21 protein-coding genes are annotated in these 23887 nt (G+C 69.9%); 18 read left to right on the top strand and 3 right to left on the bottom strand.

Annotated elements, in window-relative coordinates; genetic code table 11:
- Positions 1 to 37: 37 nt before the first annotated feature.
- From rplU to obgE, 3 genes are all read left to right on the top strand, one after another.
- A complete protein-coding gene (gene rplU / locus ACWGJB_RS09805) occupies positions 38 to 358 on the top strand; it encodes a 50S ribosomal protein L21 (protein WP_007381993.1) in 321 nt (106 codons plus the stop codon).
- A gap of 14 nt (positions 359 to 372) precedes the next feature.
- Entirely contained in the window at positions 373 to 627 is a 255-nt protein-coding gene (gene rpmA, locus ACWGJB_RS09800; RefSeq protein ID WP_020940020.1) for a 50S ribosomal protein L27, read from the top strand.
- Between the two features lie 134 nt (positions 628 to 761).
- Positions 762 to 2204, top strand: coding sequence for a GTPase ObgE (gene obgE / locus ACWGJB_RS09795; RefSeq protein WP_453379671.1), 1443 nt, complete (start codon positions 762 to 764; stop codon positions 2202 to 2204).
- A 36-nt stretch (positions 2205 to 2240) separates the two neighbouring features.
- On the opposite strand, the gene ACWGJB_RS09790 is transcribed toward obgE, so the two are convergent.
- Complete coding sequence (locus ACWGJB_RS09790) at positions 2241 to 3194, bottom strand: NAD(P)H-binding protein (protein WP_453379670.1); 954 nt, start codon at positions 3192 to 3194, stop codon at positions 2241 to 2243.
- A gap of 80 nt (positions 3195 to 3274) precedes the next feature.
- Here ACWGJB_RS09790 and ACWGJB_RS09785 point away from each other — a divergent pair, with 80 nt between their 5' ends.
- The 6 genes from ACWGJB_RS09785 (at position 3275) to ACWGJB_RS09760 (ending at position 12925) form a co-directional block, all read left to right on the top strand.
- Positions 3275 to 4210: a LysR family transcriptional regulator gene (locus ACWGJB_RS09785; protein ID WP_453379857.1), complete on the top strand. Its 936-nt coding sequence runs from the start codon at positions 3275 to 3277 to the stop codon at positions 4208 to 4210.
- Between the two features lie 174 nt (positions 4211 to 4384).
- The gene (locus ACWGJB_RS09780) at positions 4385 to 5935 is read left to right on the top strand and encodes an alkaline phosphatase D family protein (RefSeq protein ID WP_453379669.1); all 1551 of its coding nucleotides are present in this window, start codon (positions 4385 to 4387) and stop codon (positions 5933 to 5935) included.
- Positions 5936 to 6049: 114 nt separating this feature from the next.
- Complete coding sequence (locus ACWGJB_RS09775; protein ID WP_453379668.1) at positions 6050 to 7291, top strand: hypothetical protein; 1242 nt, start codon at positions 6050 to 6052, stop codon at positions 7289 to 7291.
- Between the two features lie 322 nt (positions 7292 to 7613).
- Positions 7614 to 9113, top strand: a complete 1500-nt coding sequence (locus tag ACWGJB_RS09770) for a D-ribitol-5-phosphate cytidylyltransferase (RefSeq protein WP_453379667.1) — start codon at positions 7614 to 7616, stop codon at positions 9111 to 9113.
- 184 nt (positions 9114 to 9297) lie between these two features.
- On the top strand, positions 9298 to 11382 hold the full coding sequence (locus ACWGJB_RS09765) for a hypothetical protein (RefSeq protein ID WP_453379856.1): 2085 nt from the start codon (positions 9298 to 9300) through the stop codon (positions 11380 to 11382).
- A gap of 382 nt (positions 11383 to 11764) precedes the next feature.
- On the top strand, positions 11765 to 12925 hold the full coding sequence (locus tag ACWGJB_RS09760) for a glycosyltransferase family 2 protein (RefSeq protein WP_453379855.1): 1161 nt from the start codon (positions 11765 to 11767) through the stop codon (positions 12923 to 12925).
- A gap of 37 nt (positions 12926 to 12962) precedes the next feature.
- Here ACWGJB_RS09760 and ACWGJB_RS09755 read toward each other — a convergent pair whose 3' ends face one another.
- Positions 12963 to 14366, bottom strand: coding sequence for a polysaccharide pyruvyl transferase family protein (locus tag ACWGJB_RS09755; RefSeq protein WP_453379666.1), 1404 nt, complete (start codon positions 14364 to 14366; stop codon positions 12963 to 12965).
- A gap of 234 nt (positions 14367 to 14600) precedes the next feature.
- On the opposite strand from ACWGJB_RS09755, the gene proB reads away from it, so the two are divergent.
- From proB to ACWGJB_RS09730, 5 genes are all read left to right on the top strand, one after another.
- On the top strand, positions 14601 to 15707 hold the full coding sequence (gene proB / locus ACWGJB_RS09750; protein ID WP_453379854.1) for a glutamate 5-kinase: 1107 nt from the start codon (positions 14601 to 14603) through the stop codon (positions 15705 to 15707).
- Between the two features lie 124 nt (positions 15708 to 15831).
- The gene (locus ACWGJB_RS09745; protein ID WP_453379665.1) at positions 15832 to 16260 is read left to right on the top strand and encodes a hypothetical protein; all 429 of its coding nucleotides are present in this window, start codon (positions 15832 to 15834) and stop codon (positions 16258 to 16260) included.
- 87 nt (positions 16261 to 16347) lie between these two features.
- Positions 16348 to 17634 (top strand): glutamate-5-semialdehyde dehydrogenase, encoded by a 1287-nt coding sequence (locus ACWGJB_RS09740; protein ID WP_453379664.1) that lies wholly within the window; start codon positions 16348 to 16350, stop codon positions 17632 to 17634.
- A 168-nt stretch (positions 17635 to 17802) separates the two neighbouring features.
- Positions 17803 to 18378, top strand: coding sequence for an SCO2584 family spore wall biosynthesis protein (locus ACWGJB_RS09735; protein ID WP_453379663.1), 576 nt, complete (start codon positions 17803 to 17805; stop codon positions 18376 to 18378).
- A gap of 89 nt (positions 18379 to 18467) precedes the next feature.
- Positions 18468 to 19538 (top strand): SCO2583 family membrane protein, encoded by a 1071-nt coding sequence (locus tag ACWGJB_RS09730; protein ID WP_453379662.1) that lies wholly within the window; start codon positions 18468 to 18470, stop codon positions 19536 to 19538.
- A 10-nt stretch (positions 19539 to 19548) separates the two neighbouring features.
- On the opposite strand, the gene ACWGJB_RS09725 is transcribed toward ACWGJB_RS09730, so the two are convergent.
- On the bottom strand, positions 19549 to 20691 hold the full coding sequence (locus ACWGJB_RS09725; protein ID WP_453379853.1) for a M48 family metallopeptidase: 1143 nt from the start codon (positions 20689 to 20691) through the stop codon (positions 19549 to 19551).
- 101 nt (positions 20692 to 20792) lie between these two features.
- Between ACWGJB_RS09725 and ACWGJB_RS09720 the strand changes: the two genes are divergently transcribed.
- The 4 genes from ACWGJB_RS09720 (at position 20793) to ACWGJB_RS09705 (ending at position 23807) form a co-directional block, all read left to right on the top strand.
- On the top strand, positions 20793 to 20954 hold the full coding sequence (locus ACWGJB_RS09720; protein WP_362168800.1) for a hypothetical protein: 162 nt from the start codon (positions 20793 to 20795) through the stop codon (positions 20952 to 20954).
- 176 nt (positions 20955 to 21130) lie between these two features.
- Entirely contained in the window at positions 21131 to 21298 is a 168-nt protein-coding gene (locus tag ACWGJB_RS09715) for a hypothetical protein (RefSeq protein WP_351692895.1), read from the top strand.
- A gap of 69 nt (positions 21299 to 21367) precedes the next feature.
- On the top strand, positions 21368 to 22060 hold the full coding sequence (gene nadD / locus ACWGJB_RS09710) for a nicotinate-nucleotide adenylyltransferase (RefSeq protein ID WP_453379661.1): 693 nt from the start codon (positions 21368 to 21370) through the stop codon (positions 22058 to 22060).
- A 16-nt stretch (positions 22061 to 22076) separates the two neighbouring features.
- A complete protein-coding gene (locus ACWGJB_RS09705) occupies positions 22077 to 23807 on the top strand; it encodes a LytR C-terminal domain-containing protein (RefSeq protein ID WP_453379660.1) in 1731 nt (576 codons plus the stop codon).
- The last annotated feature ends 80 nt before the right edge of the window (positions 23808 to 23887 follow it).

Genomic DNA, 23887 nt, shown 5'->3' with positions numbered 1-23887 from the left:
CGGGGGTGCCGTTCCCGAGCGAGAGAGTGAGATCCGCGTGTACGCCATCGTGCGCAGCGGTGGTCGCCAGCACAAGGTTGCTGTCGGCGACATCGTTGAGGTTGACAAGATTTCCACCGCCAAGGTTGGCGACACGGTCGAGCTCTCGACCCTGCTCGTTGTCGACGGCGACGCTGTGACCAGCGACCCGTGGGTCCTGGCCGGCATCAAGGTCCAGGCCGAGGTCGTGGACCACCACAAGGGCGTCAAGATCGACATCCTTCGCTACAAGAACAAGACCGGCTACCGCCGTCGTCAGGGCCACCGCCAGCAGTACACGGCGATCAAGGTCACTGAGATCCCCGCGGCTGCGAAGTAAGGGACTGAGGAGAGATGGCACACAAGAAGGGCGCATCGTCCACCCGTAACGGTCGTGACTCCAACGCTCAGCGCCTCGGCGTGAAGCGCTTCGGCGGTCAGGTCGTCAACGCGGGCGAGATCCTGGTCCGTCAGCGCGGCACCCACTTCCACCCCGGCGCGGGCGTCGGCCGTGGCGGCGACGACACGCTGTTCGCGCTGCAGCCCGGTGCGGTGGAGTTCGGTACCCACCGTGGCCGCAAGGTCGTGAACATCGTTCCGGTCGCCTGAGTCCTGGTCTTCTGACTGGACGGCTCAGACCGAACGTATCGCGAGGCGGACCTCACTTCCCGATCGGGAAGGCGGGTCCGCCTTTCGCGTGTTGACATAGGTATCACCCCGTAAGTAACTGGAGGCACCCCACCATGACCACCTTCGTGGACCGCGTCGAGCTGCACGTCGCCGCGGGTAACGGAGGCCACGGCTGTGCCTCCGTACACCGGGAGAAGTTCAAGCCGCTCGGCGGCCCCGACGGCGGCAACGGCGGCCGCGGCGGCGACGTCATCCTGACCGTCGACCAGTCCGTGACGACCCTCCTCGACTACCACCACTCCCCGCACCGCAAGGCCACCAACGGCAAGCCGGGCGAGGGCGGCAACCGAGCCGGCAAGGACGGACAGGACCTGGTCCTGCCGGTGCCCGACGGCACCGTGGTGCTGGACGGGGCGGGCAACGTCCTCGCCGACCTCGTCGGCCACGGCACCTCGTACATCGCCGCCCAGGGCGGCCGCGGCGGCCTCGGCAACGCGGCTCTCGCCAGCGCCCGCCGCAAGGCCCCCGGCTTCGCCCTGCTCGGCGTGCCCGGCGACCTCCAGGACATCGTCCTGGAACTGAAGACCGTCGCCGACGTGGCACTGGTCGGCTACCCCAGCGCCGGCAAGTCCTCGCTGATCTCGGTGCTGTCCGCCGCCAAGCCCAAGATCGCCGACTACCCGTTCACCACCCTGGTCCCCAACCTCGGTGTGGTGACCGCCGGTTCGACCGTCTACACCATCGCCGACGTCCCCGGACTCATCCCCGGCGCCAGCCAGGGCCGGGGCCTCGGCCTGGAGTTCCTGCGCCACGTCGAGCGGTGCAGCGTCCTCGTCCACGTCCTGGACACCGCCACCCTGGAGTCCGAGCGCGACCCCGTCTCCGACCTCGACGTCATCGAGGAGGAGCTCAAGCAGTACGGCGGCCTCGACAACCGGCCCCGGATCGTCGTCCTCAACAAGACCGACGTCCCCGACGGCAAGGACCTCGCCGAGATGGTCCGCCCCGACCTGGAGGCCCGCGGCTACCGCGTCTTCGAGGTGTCCGCGGTGGCCCACCTGGGCCTGCGCGAGCTGACGTTCGCGCTCGGCGAGCTGGTCGGCCAGGCCCGCGCGGCCAAGCCCAAGGAGGAGGCGACCCGGATCGTCATCCGGCCCAAGGCCGTCGACGACGCCGGCTTCACCGTCACCCAGGAGGACGACGGCCTGTTCCGGGTGCGCGGCGAGAAGCCCGAACGCTGGGTCCGGCAGACCGACTTCAACAACGACGAGGCCGTCGGCTACCTCGCCGACCGCCTCAACCGCCTCGGTGTGGAGCAGGAGCTGATGAAGGCGGGTGCCCGCAGCGGCGACGGCGTCGCCATCGGCCCCGAGGAGAACGCCGTCGTCTTCGACTGGGAGCCGTCCATGATGTCCGGCGCCGAGATGCTCGGCCGCCGCGGCGAGGACCACCGCTTCGAGGAACAGCGCCCTGCCGTACAGCGCCGCCGCGACCGCGAGGCGGAGCGCGACGAGTCGCTGCGCGAGTACGGCGACTTCGACCCGTTCGAGGAGTGACGGGGCCGGGTCGGGGGCGCGGGTGGCCGTGGGTGTTCAGCCCGTCATGGCGGGCTTGAGCACCTCCTCGCACCACTGCCGGAACGTCGTCGGTGTCGTCGACCCGGCGGTGCGCGGCTCGGCGTTGTCCACTCCCCTGTTCTTCGCCTCGAACATGTCGACCAGCCCCTGTGCCATCCCCTCGGTCATCCCGAAGCCGGTCATGCGCTCCTTGAACGCGGCGCCGCTGATCTGCCGGTAGCCGACCTCGGTGCCGAGCACCTCGGAGACGATCCGGGCCATGTCGTTCGGCGACAGATCCTCGGGACCGAGGCAGGCGACCTCGCCGGACCTCGTCCAGGTGCCGTCCAGCAGCAGGCTCACGGCGGTCGCGGCGATGTCCCGGGCGGCCACGGTCGGAGCCTTCAGATCCGGGTCGGCCATCATGAAGAACAGACCCTGTTCCCTGATCGACCGGACGTGGTTGAGCAGGTTGTGCATGAACGACGGGCAGGCCACCGCCCGGAAGTTCACGCCGGACGCGGCGATCAGGTCGCACATCGCCCGGGACGAGGTCACCGCACCGGCATGCTCCTTGAGCGGTGTGCCACGGCCCAGCGCCGTGACGGCGACGACCCGCCGGACGCCGTGCCGGGCGAACGCCCGCGCCGCGGGACGGGTGAAGTCGACATAGGCGGCCTCGGTGCTCGGCGCGTCCCCGTCGTCCGGCGCCAGCCAGAAGACGCCCTCGGCGTCCGCACAGGCCCGGTCGACCACGGCCTCGTCGCCGTGCGAGCCCTCGACGATCTCGGCCCGCTCCCGGACCCCGGGGGCGAGCCGCGAGGCGTCCCGGGTGACCAGGCGCGGTTTCTCCCCGTGGTCGAGGAGGTCGTCGACGACCAGACGGCCGATGGTACTGGTGGGTGCGGTGATGACGTACACGTGCGTGCCCTTCTGTCGCGCCGGTCCGCCGGGGGCGGTCTCGCCGGCGACGACCACTCTCCGCGGCACACCGCCCCCGCAGCCATGCAAAGATGGGCAGTGAATCCTTGCCGCATACGCAAAGACGCAGCTCAGGAGGGTATTTTTTGATCGATCTCAACCTGCTGCGCGTCCTGGACGCCCTGCTCCAGGAGAACAGCGTGACCCGGGCCGCCGAGCGGCTCGGCACCTCACCCGCCGCCGTCAGCCGTACCCTCGCCCGGCTGCGCCGAGCCGTCGGCGACCCGCTGCTGGTACGCGCCGGGCAGGGCCTGGTCCCCACCCCACGCGCCCTCGAACTCCGTGACCAGGTGGCCGAGTTGCTGCGCGGCTGCGACGACGTCCTGCGGCCGGGCGCGGGATTCGACCCCGTCCACCTCCAGCGCGCCTTCACCGTGCAGAGCAGCGAACTGCTCCTCGTGGGCCTCGCCGGGACGCTCACCGACCACGTCCACGCACAGGCCCCGCACGTGGACGTCGTCTTCGTGCCGGAGGCGCTGGAAGGCGGGCCCGCGCTCCGGCAGGGCCTGGTCGACGTCGAACTGGGCGTCCTCGGCCACCTGGACCCCGAGATCCGCACCCGCCGGCTCACCCGCAAGACCCTGGTCGGCGTCGCCCGCGCCGGACACCCGCTCCTCCAGGGGCGGATCACCGCCCGACGGTTCGCCGCCGCCGGTCACATCGGCATCTCCCGGCACGGCAGACGCCTCGGCCCCATCGACCACGCCCTCGACAAACTCGGCCACCAGCGCCGTATCGCCGTCGTCGTACCCAGCCACACCAGCGCGATGATGCTCGCCCGCACCACCGACCTCGTCGCACTCACCGTCGCCGACTGGCTCGACGACACCGTCGAGGCGCTGGGCCTGCGCACCTTCCCGATCCCGCTCGACCTGGCGCCCCTCGACTTCGGCATGGCCTGGCACCCGCGCAACTCGGCCGACCCGGGCCACCGCTGGTTCCGCGACCGGCTGGCGGCGGCGGTCACGGCTCCGGCGGTCACCGGTCCCGCGGAGGCCGGCCCGCCCCAGGGCCGAGGCGGCTGACCCGTCGTCAAGTGCGGGGCCCCAGTGGTCTGATCCTCTGCCGGTTGAGGTCGTCCGTTGTCTCCCTAGTTGTCATGCGCACGAATGGTCTCGTTCAGCGCACGGACCGTCCGGCCGTGGGAGTTTCCGAAGGTCAGACCGTTCAAGAGGCCACCGTGGCAAGGGAGTCCGCGCATGACCGGAGCACCATCGCCCGACCGACGCCGCTTTCTGACCGCCGGTGCCGCCGTCCTCACAGCCGCCGCATCCGCCCAGCTCTGGCTGCCCGCCTCCGCGCAGGCAGCCGAAAACCCGCTGCCCGACGGCGTGTTCAGCCTCGGTGTCGCCTCCGGCGACCCGCTCCCCGACGGCATCGTGCTCTGGACCCGGCTGGCCCCCGACCCCCTCGACGGCGGCGGCATGCCCGACACCGTCGTCCCCGTCGCCTGGGAGATCGCCGAGGACGAACGGTTCCGCAAGGCCGTCCGCCGGGGCACCGCCCATGCTCGGCCCGAGTACGGGCACAGCGTTCACGTGGATGTACGAGGACTGCGCCCCGACCGCTCCTACTGGTACCGCTTCCGCGCCGGCGGCCGGATCTCCCCGACCGGCCGCACCCGCACCGCACCCCACCCGCACGCCACGGGCGGCTCCCTGCGCGTGGCCCTGGCCTCCTGCCAGAACTGGCAGCACGGCTACTTCACCCCGTACGCCGACATGCTCGCCCAGGACCCCGACATCGTCCTCTTCGTCGGCGACTACATCTACGAGTCCACGCCGTCCTCGGCCGGCCCGCGCCGCCACGAGGGCACCGGGGAGCCGTACACCCTGGCGCAGTACCGCAACCGCTACGCCCAGTACCGCAGCGATCCCGACCTCGCCGCCATGCACGCGAACGCGCCCTGGGTGGTCACCTTCGACGACCACGAGGTCGACAACGACTGGGCCGGCCAGGTCCCGCAGGACCCCGACAAACAGTCCCACGACGCGTTCGTCGCCCGGCTGACCGCCGCCTTCCAGGCCTATTACGAGCACATGCCGGTCCGGGCGAGTGCGATCCCGGACGGGCCGCACATCCAGATGTACCGCCGCCTGGAGTTCGGGCGGCTGGCCCGGCTCAACGTCCTCGACACCCGGCAGTTCCGCAGCGACCAGGTCACCAGCCAGGCGGCCGCCGAGAACCCCTCCCTGACCATGCTCGGCGCCGGGCAGAAGCAGTGGCTCCTCGACGGACTGCACCACTCACCGGCCCGCTGGAACCTGATCGCCTCGCAGATCATGATGGCCGAGACCGACATCCTGCCCGGCGACGGAAAACTCTGGTACTACGACGCCTGGGACGGCTACCAGGTCGAGCGCAACGCCCTGCTGGACGAGTTCGCCTCGATCCGCAACCCCGTCGTGCTCAGCGGCGACCGGCATCTCACGATGATCAGCGACCTGAAGCAGGACTTCGCCGACCCGTCGTCGGACGTGGTCGGCGCCGAGTTCGTCGGCACCTCCATCTCCAGCAACGGCGACCAGGACCAGGCCGCCTTCCATGCCCAGTTCGACCCGCTGAAGCCCGACAACCCGCACTGGAAGGTCATCGACGCCCACCGCGGCTACCACCTCTTCGACATCCGCCGCGACGGCATCGACGCGCGCGTGCGGGTCGTGGACACCGTCGTGGAGCCGCAGGCCACCGCGAGCACCTTCGCGACCCTGCGCGTCGAGGCGGACGAACCGGGCGTACAGGTCGTCTGACGAGCGAATCGGGTGCGCCGAAAGTCAAGTCTGTGTAACGGGAGCCTGGGACTCATCTGTGTCCCAGGCGCCTCTCAGGTGAACCTCAGGTAAACGTCTTACCTTCCGTTAACCATGGAGATGGACTGTACGAGAAGCGAAGCCCCGGTGGACAACGCCCCCGTAGGCCCCATGAGCCCCACGAACCCCACCGGTCCCCTCGCCGCCCTGCCCACCGGCACCCGCCTGCTGCACATCGGCCCGCACAAGACCGGTACCACGGCCATCCAGGGCGCCCTCTTCGCCGCGAAGGACAAGCTGCCCGAACACGGCGTGGAGTTCCCGGCGACCAGCCGGCACCCCATGGAGGCCGCCCTCGCCGCCTGCGCCCGGCCCGCGATGATCGGCGACACCGCGCCCACCGAGAAGCACTGGACCCGGCTGCTCAAGCAGGTCGAGGCCACCGGTTCCCGGACCTCGGTGATCAGCAGCGAGTTCTTCGCCGACGCCCCCGACGACGAAAGTGTCGCCCGCATCGTCGAGCAGCTCGGCGGCGACCGCGTCCACGTCCTCGTCACCCTGCGCCCGATCGCCCGGATCATGCCCTCGCAGTGGCAGCAGTACGTGCAGAACGGGCTGCGCATGGGGTACGAGGAGTGGCTGGATCACATGCTGCGCAAGGCCCCCTACGAGAAGCCCAACCCGAGCTTCTGGCGCCGGCACCGGCACGACCGGCTTGTCGAACGCTGGATCCGCGCGGTCGGCGCCGACCGGATCACCGTCGTCGTGGTCGACGACCGGGACCGCGACGGACTGATGCGCACCTTCGAAGCGCTGCTCGGACTGCCCGAAAACCTCCTCAGGTCCGTACCGGACGCGGCGAACCGCTCCCTCACCCTCGCCGAGACCGAAATGCTGCGAAAGCTCAACGTGGAATTCCGCGGCAATGGACTGCCGGACGAGCTCTATTCCAAGCTCGTCCGCAACGGCGCCGTCATGCATATGAAGAACACGTGCAGTCCCACCGCCGACGACGTGAAGATCTCCACCCCCGACTGGGCCGTCGAGGCCGCCGGCCGCATCGGCGCCGAGATGGTGGAACGCATCGGCGCCATGGGCGTCCGCGTCGTCGGCGACCCCTCCCTGCTCTCCGCCGTACCCGAGCAGCGTGAACCGGCCACCGGCCCGGCCGTCGCCGGGGCCCGCATCGCACCGGAGGTCGCCGCCCAGGCCCTGTACGGCGCACTCGCCGCGGCGGCCGCGGTACCGGTACGTCACACCGTCGAGGCGAAAGCCGGCACGGTGCACCAGACGTCGTCGAAGGAGCTCGTACGGGTACTGGGTCACCGATGTCTGAAGAAACTGCGACGGCGCTGAGCCGGTTCTGCGCGGGGACGGCTTGGCTGCGTCAAGCCGTCCCCGCGGCACGGCTTAGCTGCGCTAAGCCGTCTGCAGGGCATGCCTTAGCTCTGCTGAGACGTACCATGCATCACGCACAGCAATCGGAATGCCCTGTGTAGTTACTCACAGCAAATTCACGGAACTTTCTCACGCGCCCGACGGGCGATGCCCATCACCAGCGCCGCAAGGTGAATGAAAGGTTGCGGGCACATATGCAGTGGACGGCGCTCACCTTGCACACCGGTTACCCGAAGTGGGACCATTTCCAGGTTCCCTGATGCCCCAAGGTAGGTCACCTGTGTCCCAGCACATAGCCAAGCCCCGAACCACCGCAGTGATCCTGGCCGGTGGCACCGGCCAGCGGGTGGGTCTGTCGATCCCCAAGCAGTTGCTGAAGATCGCCGGCAAGGCAGTCATCGAGCACACCCTGACCACCTTCGAGAAGGCCGACTCGATCGACGACATCATCGTGCTGATGGCGCCGGGCTATGTCGCGGACATCGAGAAGATCGTCGCCAAGGCCGGGTTCACAAAGGTCAAGAAGATCATCGAGGGCGGCAACACGCGGAACGAGACCACCGAGCGCGCCATCGGGGCGCTCGGTGAGAACCTGGCCGAGGACGAGGACCTCAACGTCCTCTTCCACGACGCCGTACGCCCCCTGCTGTCGCGGCGCGTCATCGACGACTGCGTGGCCGCCCTGGAGCGCTACCAGGCCGTCGACGTCGCCATCCCGTCCGCCGACACCATCATCGTCACGCGGACGCACGGTGATGACGGCGAGTTCATCACCGAGATCCCGGACCGCTCCCGGCTGCGCCGCGGTCAGACCCCGCAGGCCTTCAAGCTGTCCACGATCAAGCGGGCCTACGAGGTCGCCGCCGGCGACCCCAACTTCCAGGCCACCGACGACTGCTCCGTCGTGCTCAAGTACCTGCCGGACGTGCCGATCCACGTCGTCGCGGGCGACGAGTACAACATGAAGGTCACCCAGCCCGTCGACGTCTTCATCGCCGACAAGCTCTTCCAGCTCGCCTCCGCCTCCGCCCCCGAGCAGAACGGCGAGGACGCCTACCGCGCGCTGCTCACCGGCAAGACCGTGGTGATCTTCGGCGGTTCGTACGGCATCGGCAAGGACATCGCCGAACTCGCCGAGTCCTACGGCGCGAACGTCTACGCCCTGGGCCGCTCCACCACCGGCACCCACGTGGAGAACCCGGAGGAGGTCGACGACGCGCTCTCCAAGGCGTACGCGGAGACCGGCCGGATCGACTACGTCGTCAACACGGCAGGCGTGCTGCGCATCGGCAAGCTCGCCGAGACCGACAACGCCACCATCGAGGAGGCGCTGAAGGTCAACTACCTGGCACCGGTGCAGATCGCCCGCTCCAGCTACAAGTACCTCGCCGAGACCCAGGGCCAGCTGCTGCTCTACACCTCCAGCAGCTACACCCGCGGCCGCGCCGAGTACAGCCTCTACTCCTCGACCAAGGCCGCCATGGTGAACCTCACCCAGGCCCTGTCCGACGAGTGGGCCGGCGACGCCATCCGTGTCAACTGCATCAACCCCGAGCGCACCGCCACCCCGATGCGCACCAAGGCGTTCGGTCAGGAGCCGTCGGGCTCGCTGCTCTCCTCCGAGGCCGTCGCCCGCACCTCCCTCGACGTGCTGCTGTCCGAACTCACCGGCCATGTCATCGACGTCCGCCAGCAGGACCCGACGGCCGCCGCCGGCCTGGCCTCCGGCTTCGAGCAGGCGCTGGCCAGTGTCCTGGACCGACAGGACGGCGTGGCATAATCGGCGTTCATTAGTCATCGTTAATTCAGGCCTCTGTGGCTGCGCGTTCGCGGAGCAATCACAGGGGCCTGAACCGTAAAAATCCCTCGATCGACAACCTCCCAGATCGTCCGCAAGGTCAAATTCCGGCCTTTTTGTCAGCAAAAGGTTCTCCGTGATATCCACCGCTATTCGCGTCGCCCGGGTGGGCAGCGCGGCCGAGCTGGCCGCGGCGGCACTGATGATGCTCGGCTTCCCGGTACTCATGATCGCCGCGCTCGTCCCGAGCGTATACGCCTTCGCGGCCGCGGCCGCCGTCACGTACCTGGCGGACCACTACCTGCACCGCAAGGGCAGCTATCTCATCAACCGCCTGAGCAAGGTCCGGGCCGGTCTGTCGATCCGCTTCCTGATCCGGCAGCTGCTGCTGATCCTGCTGCTGGCCCGGATGGACCTCTCGAACGGTCTGGTCTTCTACGGCGCGATCGCCTGCTTCATCGCCTTCTACGGACTGCAGGCCCCGCACGGCGCACTGGTCACCCTGATCCGCAACCGCCGCCGGATGCCGGTCGCCACCCGCAACGTCGACCTGAAGTCCCGCATCCGTATCCCGGACGCCCCGCCGCGCGGCCTGCTCGACCGCTCCGCCGAGAAGATGCTCCACCTCGACCTCGCGGCCGTCGTGGGCCTGCTGGTCTCGTCGATGACGGACAACCCCGTCGCCGGTTTCCTCGGCATCGGGATCACCCTCGCCCTGGGCTGCGTCTACGTGCTGGTGCTGCTGCCGTACGTACGCGGCCAAAAGACCCCGCCGGACGCGGACACCGTACTGGCCGCCGTCGACGACTGGATGAGCCAGTACAAGCCCGAGACCGTGCTGTACTTCTCCGGCTCCAAGGACTCCGCCTACCAGGTCAACATGTGGCTGGAGACCATGGAACAGCTGGACTCCCGCCCGCTGGTCCTGCTGCGCGAGCGGGTCATCCTGCAGAGCCTCGCCCCGACCACGGCCCCCGTCATCTGCGTGCCCGGCGGTGTGCACCTGATGAACCTGGACCTCTCCACGGTCCGTGTCGCCCTCTACGCGGCCAACGTCGGCAAGAACATCCACCTGCTGCGCGTCCCCACCATGAAGCACGTCTTCATCGGCCACGGCGACAGCGACAAGCTGGCCAGCGTCAACCCGTTCAGCAAGGTCTACGACGAGGTGTGGACCGCCGGCCGCGCGGGCCGCGACCGCTACGCCATCGCCGACGTCGGTGTCCGCGACGACGACATCGTCGAGGTCGGCCGCCCGCAGCTGGCCCCCATCCAGAGCGGGCCGGGCGCCCCCGTCGAGGGACGCTGCCCCACCGTCCTGTACGCGCCCACCTGGGAGGGCTGGGACGGCAACCCCGGCAACACCTCCCTCGTGCTCGCCGGCGAGAACATCGTGAAGAAGCTGGTCAAGGCCGACCCGCCGGTCCGCGTCCTGTACAAGCCGCACCCCTTCACCGGCACCGTCAGCGCCCAGGCCGGCGCCGCCCACCGACGCGTCACCGCGCTCCTCGAGAAGGCCGCCGCCCAGCGCGCCGCCGACCCCCGCTTCACCGCCGACACGGCCGCCCAGGCGGCGGCACAGGCCGAGCTGGCCCGTATCGAGGCCCGCCTGGCCGAGCTGACCGGTACCGGCGGCGAGAAGCGCGACGAGGCCGAGGCCAGCCGGGACGACGTCGTCGACCTGAAGAAGCACGAGGAGGTCGCCCGGCTGCGCGCCGAGTGGAACGACGCCCACTGGCGTTCCTTCCCCGACCACGAGCACCGGGTCGTCACTGGCGCCGAACCGCGCCTTTACGACTGCTTCAACGTCTCCGACGCGATGGTCTCCGACATCTCCAGCGTCGTCTCCGACTTCATCGCCAGCGGCAAGCCGTACGCCGTCACGGACTCCGCCGAAGTCGGCGTGGAGGAGTTCAAGCGGGCGAACACCGCGGTGCGCGCCGCCGTGATCCTCTCCAACAGCGCCAAGGAACTGGACGCCCTGCTGGACGCCGTACGCGACCCGTCGGCCGATCCGCTGGCCCTGGACCGGGACGAGCTCAAGCGGTATCTGCTCGGACCGGACGAGCCGACCTCCATCGAGCAGTTCAACGCCGCGGTCGCCGCGCTCGCCCGTAAGGCCGAGACCCGCAACCTGGGCCAGGAGGCCCGGATCGTGGCCGGTGACCCCGAGGCGGCCGAACTCGCCGAGGTGCTGCCCGGCGACCCGCTGAAGGCCGCCGGCGAGGCCGAGGGCACCCCCACCGGCTGACCGCTCGCACCACAACCCCGAGGGGCTCGGTACCAGGGTTTTCTCCCTGGTACCGAGCCCCTCGGCGTTTCTCCGGGCGCGACTTTTTGCCTCTGCTTAGTCATTCGCGCCGTTTCTCTTACCAATGCTTCGCGGTCTCCGGTGAGCAACTCTTACCGTGCGTCCGTACTCTCCGACGTAACCCGCTGTACACCGCTCGGCTGGCTTCTCGTCATGTGATGTGTGCCACTGAAGGTGCGTCCCAAGGCAACCGGTTGCGCCAGCCGGTCATCTAACACGTTGCGATCGAGGTGACGCAGGGGGAACGCATCATTGACTAGGGGGAAACGTGGCCGTCGTTGCGCAGCCTGATGTGACCGTGATCATCGGGGCGTACGAAGCGATGCCGTATCTCGTCGAATGCCTGGCGTCCGTGGAGAGCCAGACCCTCGACCCGGCACGCATGGAGGTCATCGCGGTCGACGACGGGTCGACGGACGGCACGGGGGAGTACCTGGAGGAGTTCGCGGCCCGCGCCGCCATGTCGGTGACCGTGATCCGACAGGAGAACTCCGGCGGCCCCAGCGGCCCCCGCAACGTCGGCCTCGGCAAGGCCGCCGGCCGCTACGTGTTCTTCCTGGACGCCGACGACCGGCTCGGCCCCGAGGCCCTCGCGCGCATGGTCGCCATGGCCGACAAGAACAACACGGACGTCGTCCTCGGCAAGGTCGAGGGGATCAACCGCAAACCCCCGCAGTCCATGTGGGGCAAGACGCTCGACCGTACCGACGTCTTCTCGTCCAACATCAAGTTCACGCTCAGCGCGCAGAAACTGTTCCGCCGCGCACTTCTCGAACAGCACGGGATGCGTTTCGACGAGTCCCTGTGGACCGGCGAGGACGCGCTGTTCACCATGGAGGCCTACCTGCGCGCCGACGGTGTCTCCGTGGTCGCCGACTACCCCTGCTACTACCTGGTCGGCCGCGAGGACGGCAAACACGTCACCAAGAGCGGCAGCTACACCCTCCGCTTCGACTCCGCACGCGCCCTGATGAACCTGATCGCCGACATGGTCCCGGCCGGACCGCGCCGTGACGCGCTCATGGTCCGGCCGTTCCTGGTCACCCTGCTCCCGCAGTTCGGGCCCAGATTCCTCAAGGACAGCGACGAAGTGCGCCGGAAAAAGCTGGAACTGGCCAAGCCGCTGATGGACACCCACTGGAATCCGGAGATCGCCCGCCGCCTGCGGGTCCACGAGCGGCTGCGACTCCACCTGGTCGCCGTACAGCGCCCCGACCTCCTCCTGGACGTCGTCGAGTTCGTACGCGCCAAGAAGCAGGCCGAGGCCCTCCTGGAGAAGCGCGGCACCCACGTCTACTTCTCCTACCCGCACTTCCGCGCCAGGTCGGCAGGCGTTCCCGACTGGATCTACCTCGCCGAACCCCGCGAGGCCCGTGAGGTCGCGGGCTACCGCGAGGACGCGGCCAACACCTTCCTGCGGCGCGCCCTGCGCAGGCTCCGCAGGTCGCTGCCGACACGGGAGGTCAAAGCGGCGGCGGCCTGACCGGGCACCCGGTCAGGCCGACGGCGGCCCCATCTACCTACTGGCCCGTCCCCAGCGCCCGCCGGATCGGCCTGCCGACGGCCCGCCGGGCCCGCCGGTAGACCGACGCCGCCGGCGGCGGAGCGGCAACCGTCTTGGCCGCCCGGGCCCCCGCACGCGCCAGGTCCTTCTGCAGCCTGACGTTGTCCAGCGACAGTTCCTCTATACGGCTGTGCAGCCAGCCGAACCGCGAGGTGAGCGAGGCGACGTCCGCGTCGTTCCAGGGGCGGATGCCCGCCGGGAACGCCAGCGCCCGCATCCGCTCCTCGAAGGCCGCCCCGCCGTCGCCGTGCGTGAAGGTGTTCTGCAGTCCGTTCCGGTCGAGGAACCCGGTGAACCGCTCGAAGCGCTCCCGGTGGCCGCCGACCAGACCGCCGAAGTCGGCCTCCGCGTACAGCTTCGCCGGGTCCGCCGAATCGAGGTCCTTGACCGCCTGGTCCAGCCGAAGGTGCGGAATCTCGAAGTAACGGCACAGCTCCAGCGTCCGCGAGTCACCGCACAGCACGGTGGCCGGCGTGCCGGCGAGCAGCGCCGCGATGTTGCCGTGGATGCGCGAACCGAAGGAGAAGTCGAAAGAACGCAGGTCGTCGATCCAGGTGACCGGGTCGACATAGACCCGCACCTTGTCCTCGCGGAACATCGGGTGGTCCGGGTGGGTCGGCATCGCGGTCACCGCGGCGTTCGGGTCCGACAGGTCCCGCCAGTGCAGCTGCCGTGCGTCACTGAGGTTCTGGCCGACGAACCGCAGATACGGGTAGCGCTCGTGGGTGCGCGTGATGATCCGGTCCAGGCCCTGCGCACGTACCGCGCTGTGCGAGCCGTTGATCGCGATCCGCGACTCCGGCGTCAACTCCAGCGCCTTCTTGTGCACCTGGAGCCGGTCGCCGTACAGGAACAGCGAAGGGCAGCCGATGATCTCGACATCGTCGAAGCCCATGCTTTTCAGGTACTGCTCGGTGAACTCGCCCCGCACGCCGATCGACGCGCTGCGCTCCAGCACCGCCGCGCAGAACTCCCGCACGGTCGGCTCGATGCGCTTGAGCCGTTCCGGGTTGTAGCCGACGCCGGCCTGCGCGCCGACGCCGAGCACGACCACCGGGATCCGCAACTTCGAGATCAGCCGGGTCATCCGCTTCAACGCGCTCTCGAAGGACGGGCGGAAGGCGTTGGCGAGCGGGATGACGAAGGCGTCGTACTCGTCGTTGATGCGCGCGGCCGCCGAGGCGTCGGAGGGCATGCCGTTCGAGACGACCTCGGTGTCCGGGGTCTCGAGAATCTTGTGCGCGGCATCGCTGAAGATCAGGTTGCCCGAGTTGGTGGCTATGACGTCCCGGTGCAGGGCCTCCTCGACGGTGACGACGTCGTAGGGACTCTTGCCCGATCTGAGGAGGATGCGCTTCACGCTGCGAACTTTAGATGACACAAACTTCAAATTAACTTTGCGTTTGCTTCAATTTCTATAAGCAGTCCGTGCAACCTTTTTGCCATGAGCGGGGCGTGACCGACCAGTCACGTACTGCCTGCACGTGCTCCTGTCCGGAGGCTGGACGGCCGCGTCCCCCGCACATCCGCTTCGCGTAGATTGCTGCCACGCGCAACGAAGTGGGGACAGGACGTGGCAAGCGCAAGGCAGGCCGTGAGCGAGGCCCGCAGGATCGTCGTCAAAGTGGGCTCCTCCTCGCTGACCACCGCCTCCGGCGGCCTGGACGCCGACCGGGTCGACGCGCTCGTGGACGTCCTCGCCAAGAGCCGCAGCGGTGGCGAGAAGGAGGTCGTCCTCGTCTCCTCGGGAGCGATCGCCGCCGGCCTCGCCCCGCTCGGGCTGCGCCGCCGCCCCAGGGACCTGGCCCGCCAGCAGGCCGCCGCCAGTGTCGGCCAGGGCCTGCTGGTCGCCCGCTACACCGCATCCTTCGCCCGCTACGGCGTCCGTGTCGGCCAGGTCCTGCTCACCTCCGACGACATGAGCCGCCGCGCCCACCACCGCAACGCCTCCCGCACCCTCGACAAACTCCTCGCGATGGGCGCCCTGCCGATCGTCAACGAGAACGACACCGTCGCCACCGACGAGATCCGCTTCGGCGACAACGACCGCCTCGCCGCCCTCGTCGCCCACCTCGTCCACGCCGACCTGCTGGTCCTGCTCTCCGACGTCGACGGCGTCTACGACGGCGACCCCGGCAAGCCCGGCACCTCGCGGATAGCGGAGGTGAAGGGCCCGCGCGACCTTGAGGGCGTCGAGATCGGCAGCGCCGGGAAGGCCGGCGTCGGCACCGGCGGCATGGTCACCAAGGTGGAGGCCGCCCGGATCGCCGCGGCCGCGGGCATCCCGGTCGTCCTCACCAGCGCCGTGCACGCCGCCGACGCGCTCTCCGGCGGCGACACCGGCACCTGCTTCCACCCCACCGGCAAACGGTCCGCAGACCGCCTCCTGTGGCTTCAGCACGCCTCCACCCCCCAGGGCTCGCTCACCCTCGACGACGGCGCCGTCCGTGCCGTCGTCGAGGGCCGGAAATCGCTGCTGCCCGCCGGGATCGCCGCCGTGGAGGGCGAGTTCGCCGCCGGCGACCCGGTCGAGCTGCGTGACACCGAAGGACGCGCGGTCGCCCGCGGGCTCGTCAGCTTCGACGCCAAGGAGATCCCCCAGCTGATCGGGCGTTCGACCAGGGAGCTGGCGCGCGAGCTGGGCCCGGCGTACGAACGCGAGGTCGTACACAGGGACGACCTGGTGATCCTGCACCCGTAAAAACGGGGCGTAACGACGGACCCCGGTGGGGGACGTTCCGTAAAACCGCCACACGAACCCTTGGGGCCTGCTCAACTTTGTCTCAGGACCACGTTCCGCACGAGCACAGCTGAAGGAGGCCGTCGTGAGACGAGTGCGCCCTGGGGCTGCGGCGTCCCGCGGTGCTCTGACGAGCGTCGCGGCCGGGGACACCTACGAGGAGCCGAAGGACCTGCCCCGTCTGTGGCACGTCACCCTCAGCGTCTGCGGTGCCGAGGTCTCCCTGGCGGAACTGCGCCGCGGACTCGAACAACTGGCCCACGACCACCCCTTCCTCCTCACCAGCCGCTACGCGTGCGACCACGCCGAGATCCGCTACTGGGAAGAGGCCCGCGACCTCCACGACGCCGCCGCCGTCGCGCTGCGACTGTGGGGCGAGCACCGCCAGACCGCAGGGCTGCCCGCCTGGGAGATCGTCGGCCTGGAGGTCATCGACCGCGCCACCTACCACCAGCGGATCGCCGAGGGTTACGGTCCGCCACCGGCGACGCCGGTCGGTATCCACCCGTTCTGACAGTGACCGTGATTGCCCCCTTTTGATCCCGTCTCGCGGTATGGGATGACGCGTGGACGGGACGTCGGCGCGCACTACCCTTCCCCCATGACCACGCTCTCGCCGTACGACGCCATGTCCCCGGTCACCCAGGCCGCCTACCGTGCCAAGGCCGCCGCCGCCGACCTCGCGCCGCTGCCGCGTGCCGTCAAGGACGACGCGTTGCTCGCCATCGCGGACGCCCTGGAGGTCCGTACGGGCGAGATCGTCGAGGCCAACGCCAAGGACATCGCCAAGGCCCGCGAGAACGGCACCAGCGAGTCCGTCGTCGACCGCCTCACCCTCACCCCGGAGCGGGTCCGTGCCATCGCCTCCGACGTCCGTGACGTCGCGAAGCTGCCCGACCCGGTCGGCGAGGTGGTCCGCGGCTCCACCCTCCCCAACGGCATCGACCTGCGCCAGGTCCGTGTCCCGCTCGGCGTCGTCGGCATCATCTACGAGGCCCGCCCGAACGTCACCGTCGACGCGGCCGCCCTCTGCCTCAAGTCCGGCAACGCCGTCCTGCTGCGCGGCTCCGCCTCCGCCTACGAGTCCAACACCGCCCTCGTCCGCGTCCTGCGCGACGCCGTCGGCGGCGCCGGGCTGCCCGCCGACGCCGTCCAGCTGGTGCCGGGAGAGGGCCGTGAGTCCGTCCACGAACTGATGCGCGCCCGCGGCCTCGTCGACGTCCTCATCCCGCGCGGCGGCGCCTCCCTGATCCAGACCGTCGTCATGGAGTCCAAGGTCCCCGTCATCGAGACCGGCACCGGCAACTGCCACGTCTACGTCGACGCCCACGCCGACATCGACATGGCGATCGACATCCTGATCAACTCCAAGGCGCAGCGGGTCAGCGTCTGCAACGCCGCCGAGACCCTCCTCGTCCACCAGGACATCGCCGCCGAGTTCCTGCCGCGCGCGCTGGACGCCCTCGCCGAGGCCGGCGTCACCGTCCACGCCGACGAACGCGTGCTGGCCTATGCCAAGGACTCCAAGGCGACCGTGGTCGAGGCCGTCCCGGAGGACTGGGAGACCGAGTACCTGTCGTACGACATCGCCGCCGCCGTCGTCGACTCCCTGGACAGGGCCGTCGAGCACATCCGGCTGTGGACCTCCGGGCACACCGAGGCGATCGTCACCACCTCCCAGCAGGCCGCCCGCCGCTTCACCCAGCTGGTCGACTCCACCACCGTCGCCGTGAACGCCTCCACCCGCTTCACCGACGGCGGCCAGTTCGGCTTCGGCGCCGAGATCGGCATCTCCACCCAGAAGCTGCACGCCCGCGGCCCCATGGGCCTGCCGGAGCTGACCAGCACCAAATACATCGTCACCGGCGACGGCCATATCCGCCGCTGACGCCTGTGAATCCGCCGCCGGCACCCGTACGGCCCAACCGCGCGCGCCACGGCGTGCGGGCGCGCGGAGGGGCGTACGGGCCCCGGGCGGGCGTGAAAGGCGTCTCACAGGGCCTATGAATTTCCATACCGTCTGCCCAAATTGACCCCCCAGGTCTACTCTGGATCCGTGCCGGAGGACGTGGGGGGCACGCCGTCCCCTGACGGCTGGGAGCCCGACGACGACCATGACCGCGGGATGTCGGACGAAGAGTTCGACGCCGTGGTCTTCGACGAGGCCTTCGTGAAGGCGGCCGTGATCCACGAGCCGACCGCGGTCGAACGCCTCCTGGCAGCCGCACAGGCCAGAGCCGAGGCCTCCGAGGCCGAGGCCCGCCGTGCCCACGCCAGATACGACGACGGCTACGGCCGCGACGGCCCCGATTTCGACCGCGGCGCCGACCTCGACGACCTGGACGACGGCGACGTACTTGAAGACCGGTACGGCGCCCCGGGGGCCTACGGCAAGCACGTCCGCTGGCACCGTCCCGTGGCCTGGGTGCTCGCTCTCGTCATGGGCATCGGCATGGTCGCGCTGGCCTTCGCGGCCGTCTACCGGGGCGCCTCCTCGGGCGGCAGCCGCGACCAGGTGCCCCGGCCCCCCTCCACCGGCCTGGAACAGGGCACCGCGGCGGCACCCTCCGCGTCCGCCGAGTACTCCCAGCCCGCCCAGTCGGCGGTCTCCGCGGTCCCGCGTACCCCCTGAGCGGCGTTTGCCCGTTCTGGTGAGAACCTGTCAGAAGTTGTCGTGTAGCTGGGCGTTTACCTGAGGCTTCCGAGACCTACTCTGAGAGTATGGGCGGGCCTGTGGACCCACCCGAGGGGACACCCGAGGGCGGCCCCGTGGGTGGAGAGGACGAGTACCGATCCGTCGTCTTCGACGAATCGTTCGTCCGCGCTGCCCGCCTCCAGGAATCCTCCGCGCGCGAACGCATGTCCGACCATGCGCCGGCCGTACGCCGCCGCCCGCCCCTGCGCCGGGGCCTCACCCGGCAGGCCCTGATCCTCGTCCTGCTGATCCTCGTCGCCTTCGGCACCGCGATCTACATGGGTGTCCGCCACCCCTACGGCACCCAGGAGGCCCAGCAGCCCGTCGAACCGCTGCGGATGACCGTCGTCCCGCTCGCCCCGCAGGGCAAGGTGCCCGGCGCCGCCGACGCCGAGACGCTGTTCGCGCACAGTCCCGCCGCGCGGTACGAGGTCGGCGCCGAGGGGATACCGCTGCCGCCCGTCCGCAGCACCGCGCACTTCTCCGACAGCCAGGTCGTCACCGCCCTGACCACGGCCAAGGACTACATCGTCCGCTCCGCGCTCTACCCGGAGGTCCTCGACAGCAGCGAGGTGCGGCCCGCGCGGGTGCTGCTCGACCCCGGGCAGCTCGACCAGTTCGACCAGGGCCTCGACCACCCCGCGGCGGACGGCCGGCACGCGCCCACCGGATGGCTGGTCCGCTTCGACCCCACCCGTGCCGAGCTCGCCGATCCGAAGATCCGCGTCCAGGGCAGCATGCAGGCCACCGAGACCGACTCGGCCACCCTGGAGGTCACGGCCGACCACACCGTCGTCTACGCGCTGCGGGCCACCGGCGCCCCGGCCGGCTCCCAGGTCTCCCTGTTCACCGTCCGCCGCGAGCTGACCTTCCGCTTCGACCGGGACGACCTGCGCCTGCGCCAGACCCAGCTGGTCGTCTCCTACGTCCAGGCCGGCCCGCTGTCCTGCGCCGACGACTCCGCCGACCACCTGCAGCCGCTGCTGGCCGGCGAGACCGCCAGGGCGGGCGGCCCGGCGGGCACGAACCCGTACGCCACGGACAGCGCCGCCGCCCTGTGCGGGACGCTGGCCGCCGGGGCCGAACCGAAGGTCTGACGAGCCCTGGCTACTCGTCGTCCCGCGGCGGAGTGTCCTGCGCGGGACCGTCCTGCGACGGTGTGTCGTTCGGGGGAGCGTCCTTCGCGGAGGCATCCGTGCGGGGCGCCGAGCTCGTGAACCCGTCGAAGCCGCGCTTGACCCGGCCGCCCAGGCCGCCGGCCCCGCCCGCTATGTCCGAGACCAGCTTCATCAGCGGGTCCTTGGAGCTCTTCACATCGCTCGCGTAGCTCGCCGCCGACTCCTTGAACGAGTCGCTGACCGAGGTGTCCTTGTCCCCGTCGCGCCGCGGATAGTGACCGTCCACGATCCGCTGGTAGTCGCGGGACTCGGCCCACTTCTTCAGCTCGGCCGCGCGGACCGTGGTGAACGGGTGCGAGCGCGGCAGCACGTTAAGGATCTTCAGCACCGAGTCGCGCAGATCGCCCCCGCCCTCGTACTCCTCGGCCTGCTGCAGGAACGCGTCCACGTTCATCTCGTGCAGATGGTTGCCGCCGGCGATCTTCATCAGCCCGCGCATCGAGGCCCGTAGATCCTGCCCCACCAGCAGTCCCGCCCGGTCGGCGGACAGCTCCGACTTGCGGAACCACTCCCGCAGCGCCGTCACGATCGCCATGACCGCGAGATTGCCCAGCGGGATCCAGGCGACGCGCAGCGCCAGGTTCGTCAGGAACAGCAGGATCGTCCGGTACACCGAGTGCCCGGACAGCGCGTGCCCCACCTCGTGCCCGACGACCGCCCGCATCTCCTCCTCGTCGAGCAGTTCGACGAGCCCGGTGGTGACGACGATGATCGGCTCGTCCAGGCCGATGCACATGGCGTTGGGCTGCGGGTCCTGGTTGACGTACATCGGCGGGACCTTCTCCAGGTCCAGGATGTAACAGGCGTCCCGCAGCATGTCGTTCAGGTGTGCGAACTGCTGGTCCGACACGCGGACCGAGTCGGACAGGAACAGCAGCCTCAGGCTTCGCTCCGGGAGCAGCCCGCTGAGCGCCTTGAAGACCGTGTCGAAGCCGCTCAGCTTGCGCAGCGCCACCAGGGCCGAACGGTCGGCCGGATGCTCGTACGCGCGTGAGGAGATCCCCGGGAACCGCCTGCGCTGCCTGCCCGGCACCCGCTCGTGCCCGTTCTGCTCGTGGCCGTCGTCGGACATGTCATCCCCCATGTGCGTGAGTGTGCCCACCGTGCCCCCGAAGCAGAGCCCAGCCTAGGCGGAGATACCGTGGACGGGCAGTACAGCCGAAGGAGTGCCTCATGGAGCACAACCCCCGAGCCGCCTGGCTCACCCAGGCCGCGAGCGCCGCCCACCAACAGGGCTCGGGCGACCTGCTGCGGGTCGTCCTGATCGTCATGTTCCTGGGCTGTGCGCTGACCGCCTGGTTCCTGCTGCGCGGGTACAGACAGAAGGACGACTGAGCCGCCGGGATCGTTCCCCGCCCGGTGTGGCCGACCGAGCCGACGTGACCGAGGGGCCGGGTCGACGGAACCGAGGAGTCGGCCCAACGGAGGAGTCGGCGTGATCGTCGCCGGGCCGCCCGCATACGATGGGCCGACGTCTTTATCCCGTCCACACGCGATAGGTCCTGCCGCAGATGATGAATCTTCACAGCGCCGCTGCCCAGTTGGTCACCCTCGCCGCCGAGGGCGAGGAGCACGGCGGCAACCACAACAGCCTCAACCCGCTCGTCACCGGTGGCAGTGCGTTCATCATCCTGCTGCTCCTGCTGTGGATCACCACCCGTTTCAACCGCGACCGCTGAGCCGGCGGCCGAGCCCGGCGCCCGTCCTCGGGGCGGGGCCCACGGTCCGGGCCGGTAGGGTCTGCACGCATGGGAGAGCAGGACATGCCTACCGGTCCGGCGCATGACGCGGCCGATGCCGCCGACGACACGGTGACGACCCCGCGGTACACACCGGCGGGCCCCGCGCACACCGGCAAACGCCGCCTCGGCGTCATGGGCGGGACGTTCGACCCGATCCACCACGGACACCTCGTGGCGGCCAGCGAGGTCGCCGCCCAGTTCCAGCTGGACGAGGTGGTGTTCGTGCCCACCGGGCAGCCGTGGCAGAAGACCGTCCGCAAGGTCTCACCGGCCGAGGACCGCTACCTGATGACGGTGATCGCGACCGCGGAGAACCCGCAGTTCTCCGTCAGCCGTATCGACATCGACCGCGGCGGCCCCACCTACACCGTCGACACCCTGCGGGACCTGCGCGCCCTCAACCCCGACGCCGACCTCTTCTTCATCACCGGCGCCGACGCCCTCGGCCAGATCCTCACCTGGCGCGACTCGGAGGAACTCTTCTCCCTCGCCCACTTCATCGGCTGCACCCGGCCCGGCCACCAACTGACCGACCGCGGTCTCCCGGAGGGCGGCGTCTCGCTGGTGGAGGTTCCCGCGCTCGCCATCTCCTCCACAGACTGCCGTGCGAGAGTCGCCAAGAGCGACCCCATCTGGTACATGGTGCCGGACGGAGTCGTGCGCTACATCGACAAGCGCGAGCTGTACCGCGGCGAGTGAGCCGAGAGGGGCACCGGTGAACGACCGATACGACGCGGGCTACGGAAGCGACCAGTACGAACTCGTCGGCTACGACGAGTACGGGCAGCCGGTGTACCGCCAGATCCCCGCACAACAACAGCAGACGTACGACCCGTACGCCGGACAGGGCTACGGGTACGACCCGTACGCCGCCGACGGCGGCGTACGGCAGGGCACGCCTTCGTACGACCCCGGACGGCAAGGCCCACCGTCGTACGACACCGGGCAGCAGGCCCCCGTCCCCCCCGTGCACGACACCGGGCAGCAGCCGGTCACGCCCGCCTACGACCCGTACGGCACCGGCGGCCAGCCCGTCTACGACCCCTACGGGCAGGCCGCCACCAGCGGTCGGCACCCCCGGGTCGCCGAGCAGACCGCGCACATCCCGCAGCAGGCCGGGCCTGTCGAGGAACCCGCCGGTCCCCGCCGGGCCCCCGGGGACGAACGGGACTACCACACCGAGCAGTTCGCGTTCGTCGAGGACCCGGACGGCGACTCCGAGGACGTCATCGACTGGCTGAACTTCACCGAGAACCGCACCGAGCGCCGCGAAGAGGCCAAGCGCCGCGCCCGCAGCCGCATGATCGCCCTGGTCGTCGTCCTCGCCCTGGTCGCCGTCGGCGGCGCCGGCTACCTCTGGTACGCCGGAAAGCTGCCCGGACTGTCCTCCTCCGGCGCCAAGGGCGGCACGACGACGTCCGCGGCCGCCCAGAAACGCGACGTGGTCGTCGTCCACCTGCACAACACCAGCGGCGGCGGCACCTCGACCGCGCTGCTCGTCGACAACACCACCACCAAGCAGGGCACCACCGTCCTGCTGCCCAACTCGCTCGCCATGACCGACGACGACGGCACCACCACGACCCTCGCCAAGTCCGTCGGCGACGACGGCTCCTCCGGGACCCGCGACCAGCTCGACACCGTCCTGGGCACCAACATCGAGGGCACCTGGCGCCTGGACACCCCCTACCTGCAGAACCTCGTCGATCTCGTCGGCAACATCGACATGGACACCAACGCCGACGTCCCCGACCCGGACGCCAAGAAGAAGGGCCAGGCGCCCCTGGTCCACAAGGGCAAAGACCAGACCCTCAGCGGCAAGGCCGCCGTCGCCTACGCCACCTACCGCGCCTCCGGCGAGGCCCAGAACGCCCAGCTGGAGCGGTTCGGGCAGGTCATGCAGGGCGTGCTGCGCAAGATGTCCTCCGATTCCTCGGCCGCCACGGTCACCGTGCAGACCCTCGCGCAGATCCTCGACCCCTCGCTCACCGACAAGGACCTCGGCACCTTCCTCGCCAAGCTCGCCGACCTCGCCAAGGGCGGCGACTACAAGACCGCCCTGCTGCCCGTGCAGAGCGACGGCACCCTCAGCGCGCAGACCAGCTCCAGCGTGGTCAAGGACATCCTCGGCGGCACCGCCAAGAGCCCCTCCGCGGACTCCGCGATCCGGGTCTCCGTCCAGAACGCCACCGGCGTGAAGGACAACACCGACAAGGCCCGCGTGGTCCTCGTCAACGGCGGCTACACCTTCCTGGAAGGCGGTACGGCCTCCGGCACCCAGGCCGCCTCCAAGGTGCTGTACTCCGACGCCGCCGACAAGGAGAACGCCACCGAGGTCGCCAAGACCCTCGGCCTCGGCACCGGCGCCGTCGCCAAGGGCACGGTCGGCTCGGGCGCCGACGTCTCGGTCGTCCTCGGCCAGGACTACAAGCCGTCCTCCTCCTGAGCCCACCCGTCGCACCCCACGTGACCCGGTAATCACGTGGGGTGCGCCCGGCGGTCCGTGAGACCCTTGAGGTCAATCGA

This window comes from Streptomyces sp. NPDC054813 (assembly GCF_053611365.1).
Note: the sequence above shows the minus strand (reverse complement) of the source record. Positions and strands in the feature narration are given on the sequence as shown.

Bases quoted from the DNA above. Each gene is read 5' to 3' on its own strand.
- rpmA (WP_020940020.1), top strand. From the start codon at position 373: ATGGCACACAAGAAGGGCGCATCGTCCACCCGTAACGGTCGTGACTCC.
- obgE (WP_453379671.1), top strand. From the start codon at position 762: ATGACCACCTTCGTGGACCGCGTCGAGCTGCACGTCGCCGCGGGTAAC.
- ACWGJB_RS09780 (WP_453379669.1), top strand. From the start codon at position 4,385: ATGACCGGAGCACCATCGCCCGACCGACGCCGCTTTCTGACCGCCGGT.
- ACWGJB_RS09775 (WP_453379668.1), top strand. From the start codon at position 6,050: ATGGAGATGGACTGTACGAGAAGCGAAGCCCCGGTGGACAACGCCCCC.
- ACWGJB_RS09760 (WP_453379855.1), top strand. From the start codon at position 11,765: ATGCCGTATCTCGTCGAATGCCTGGCGTCCGTGGAGAGCCAGACCCTC.
- ACWGJB_RS09740 (WP_453379664.1), top strand. From the start codon at position 16,348: ATGACCACGCTCTCGCCGTACGACGCCATGTCCCCGGTCACCCAGGCC.
- ACWGJB_RS09730 (WP_453379662.1), top strand. From the start codon at position 18,468: ATGGGCGGGCCTGTGGACCCACCCGAGGGGACACCCGAGGGCGGCCCC.
- ACWGJB_RS09725 (WP_453379853.1), bottom strand. From the start codon at position 20,691: ATGTCCGACGACGGCCACGAGCAGAACGGGCACGAGCGGGTGCCGGGC.
- ACWGJB_RS09720 (WP_362168800.1), top strand. From the start codon at position 20,793: ATGGAGCACAACCCCCGAGCCGCCTGGCTCACCCAGGCCGCGAGCGCC.
- ACWGJB_RS09715 (WP_351692895.1), top strand. From the start codon at position 21,131: ATGATGAATCTTCACAGCGCCGCTGCCCAGTTGGTCACCCTCGCCGCC.
- nadD (WP_453379661.1), top strand. From the start codon at position 21,368: ATGGGAGAGCAGGACATGCCTACCGGTCCGGCGCATGACGCGGCCGAT.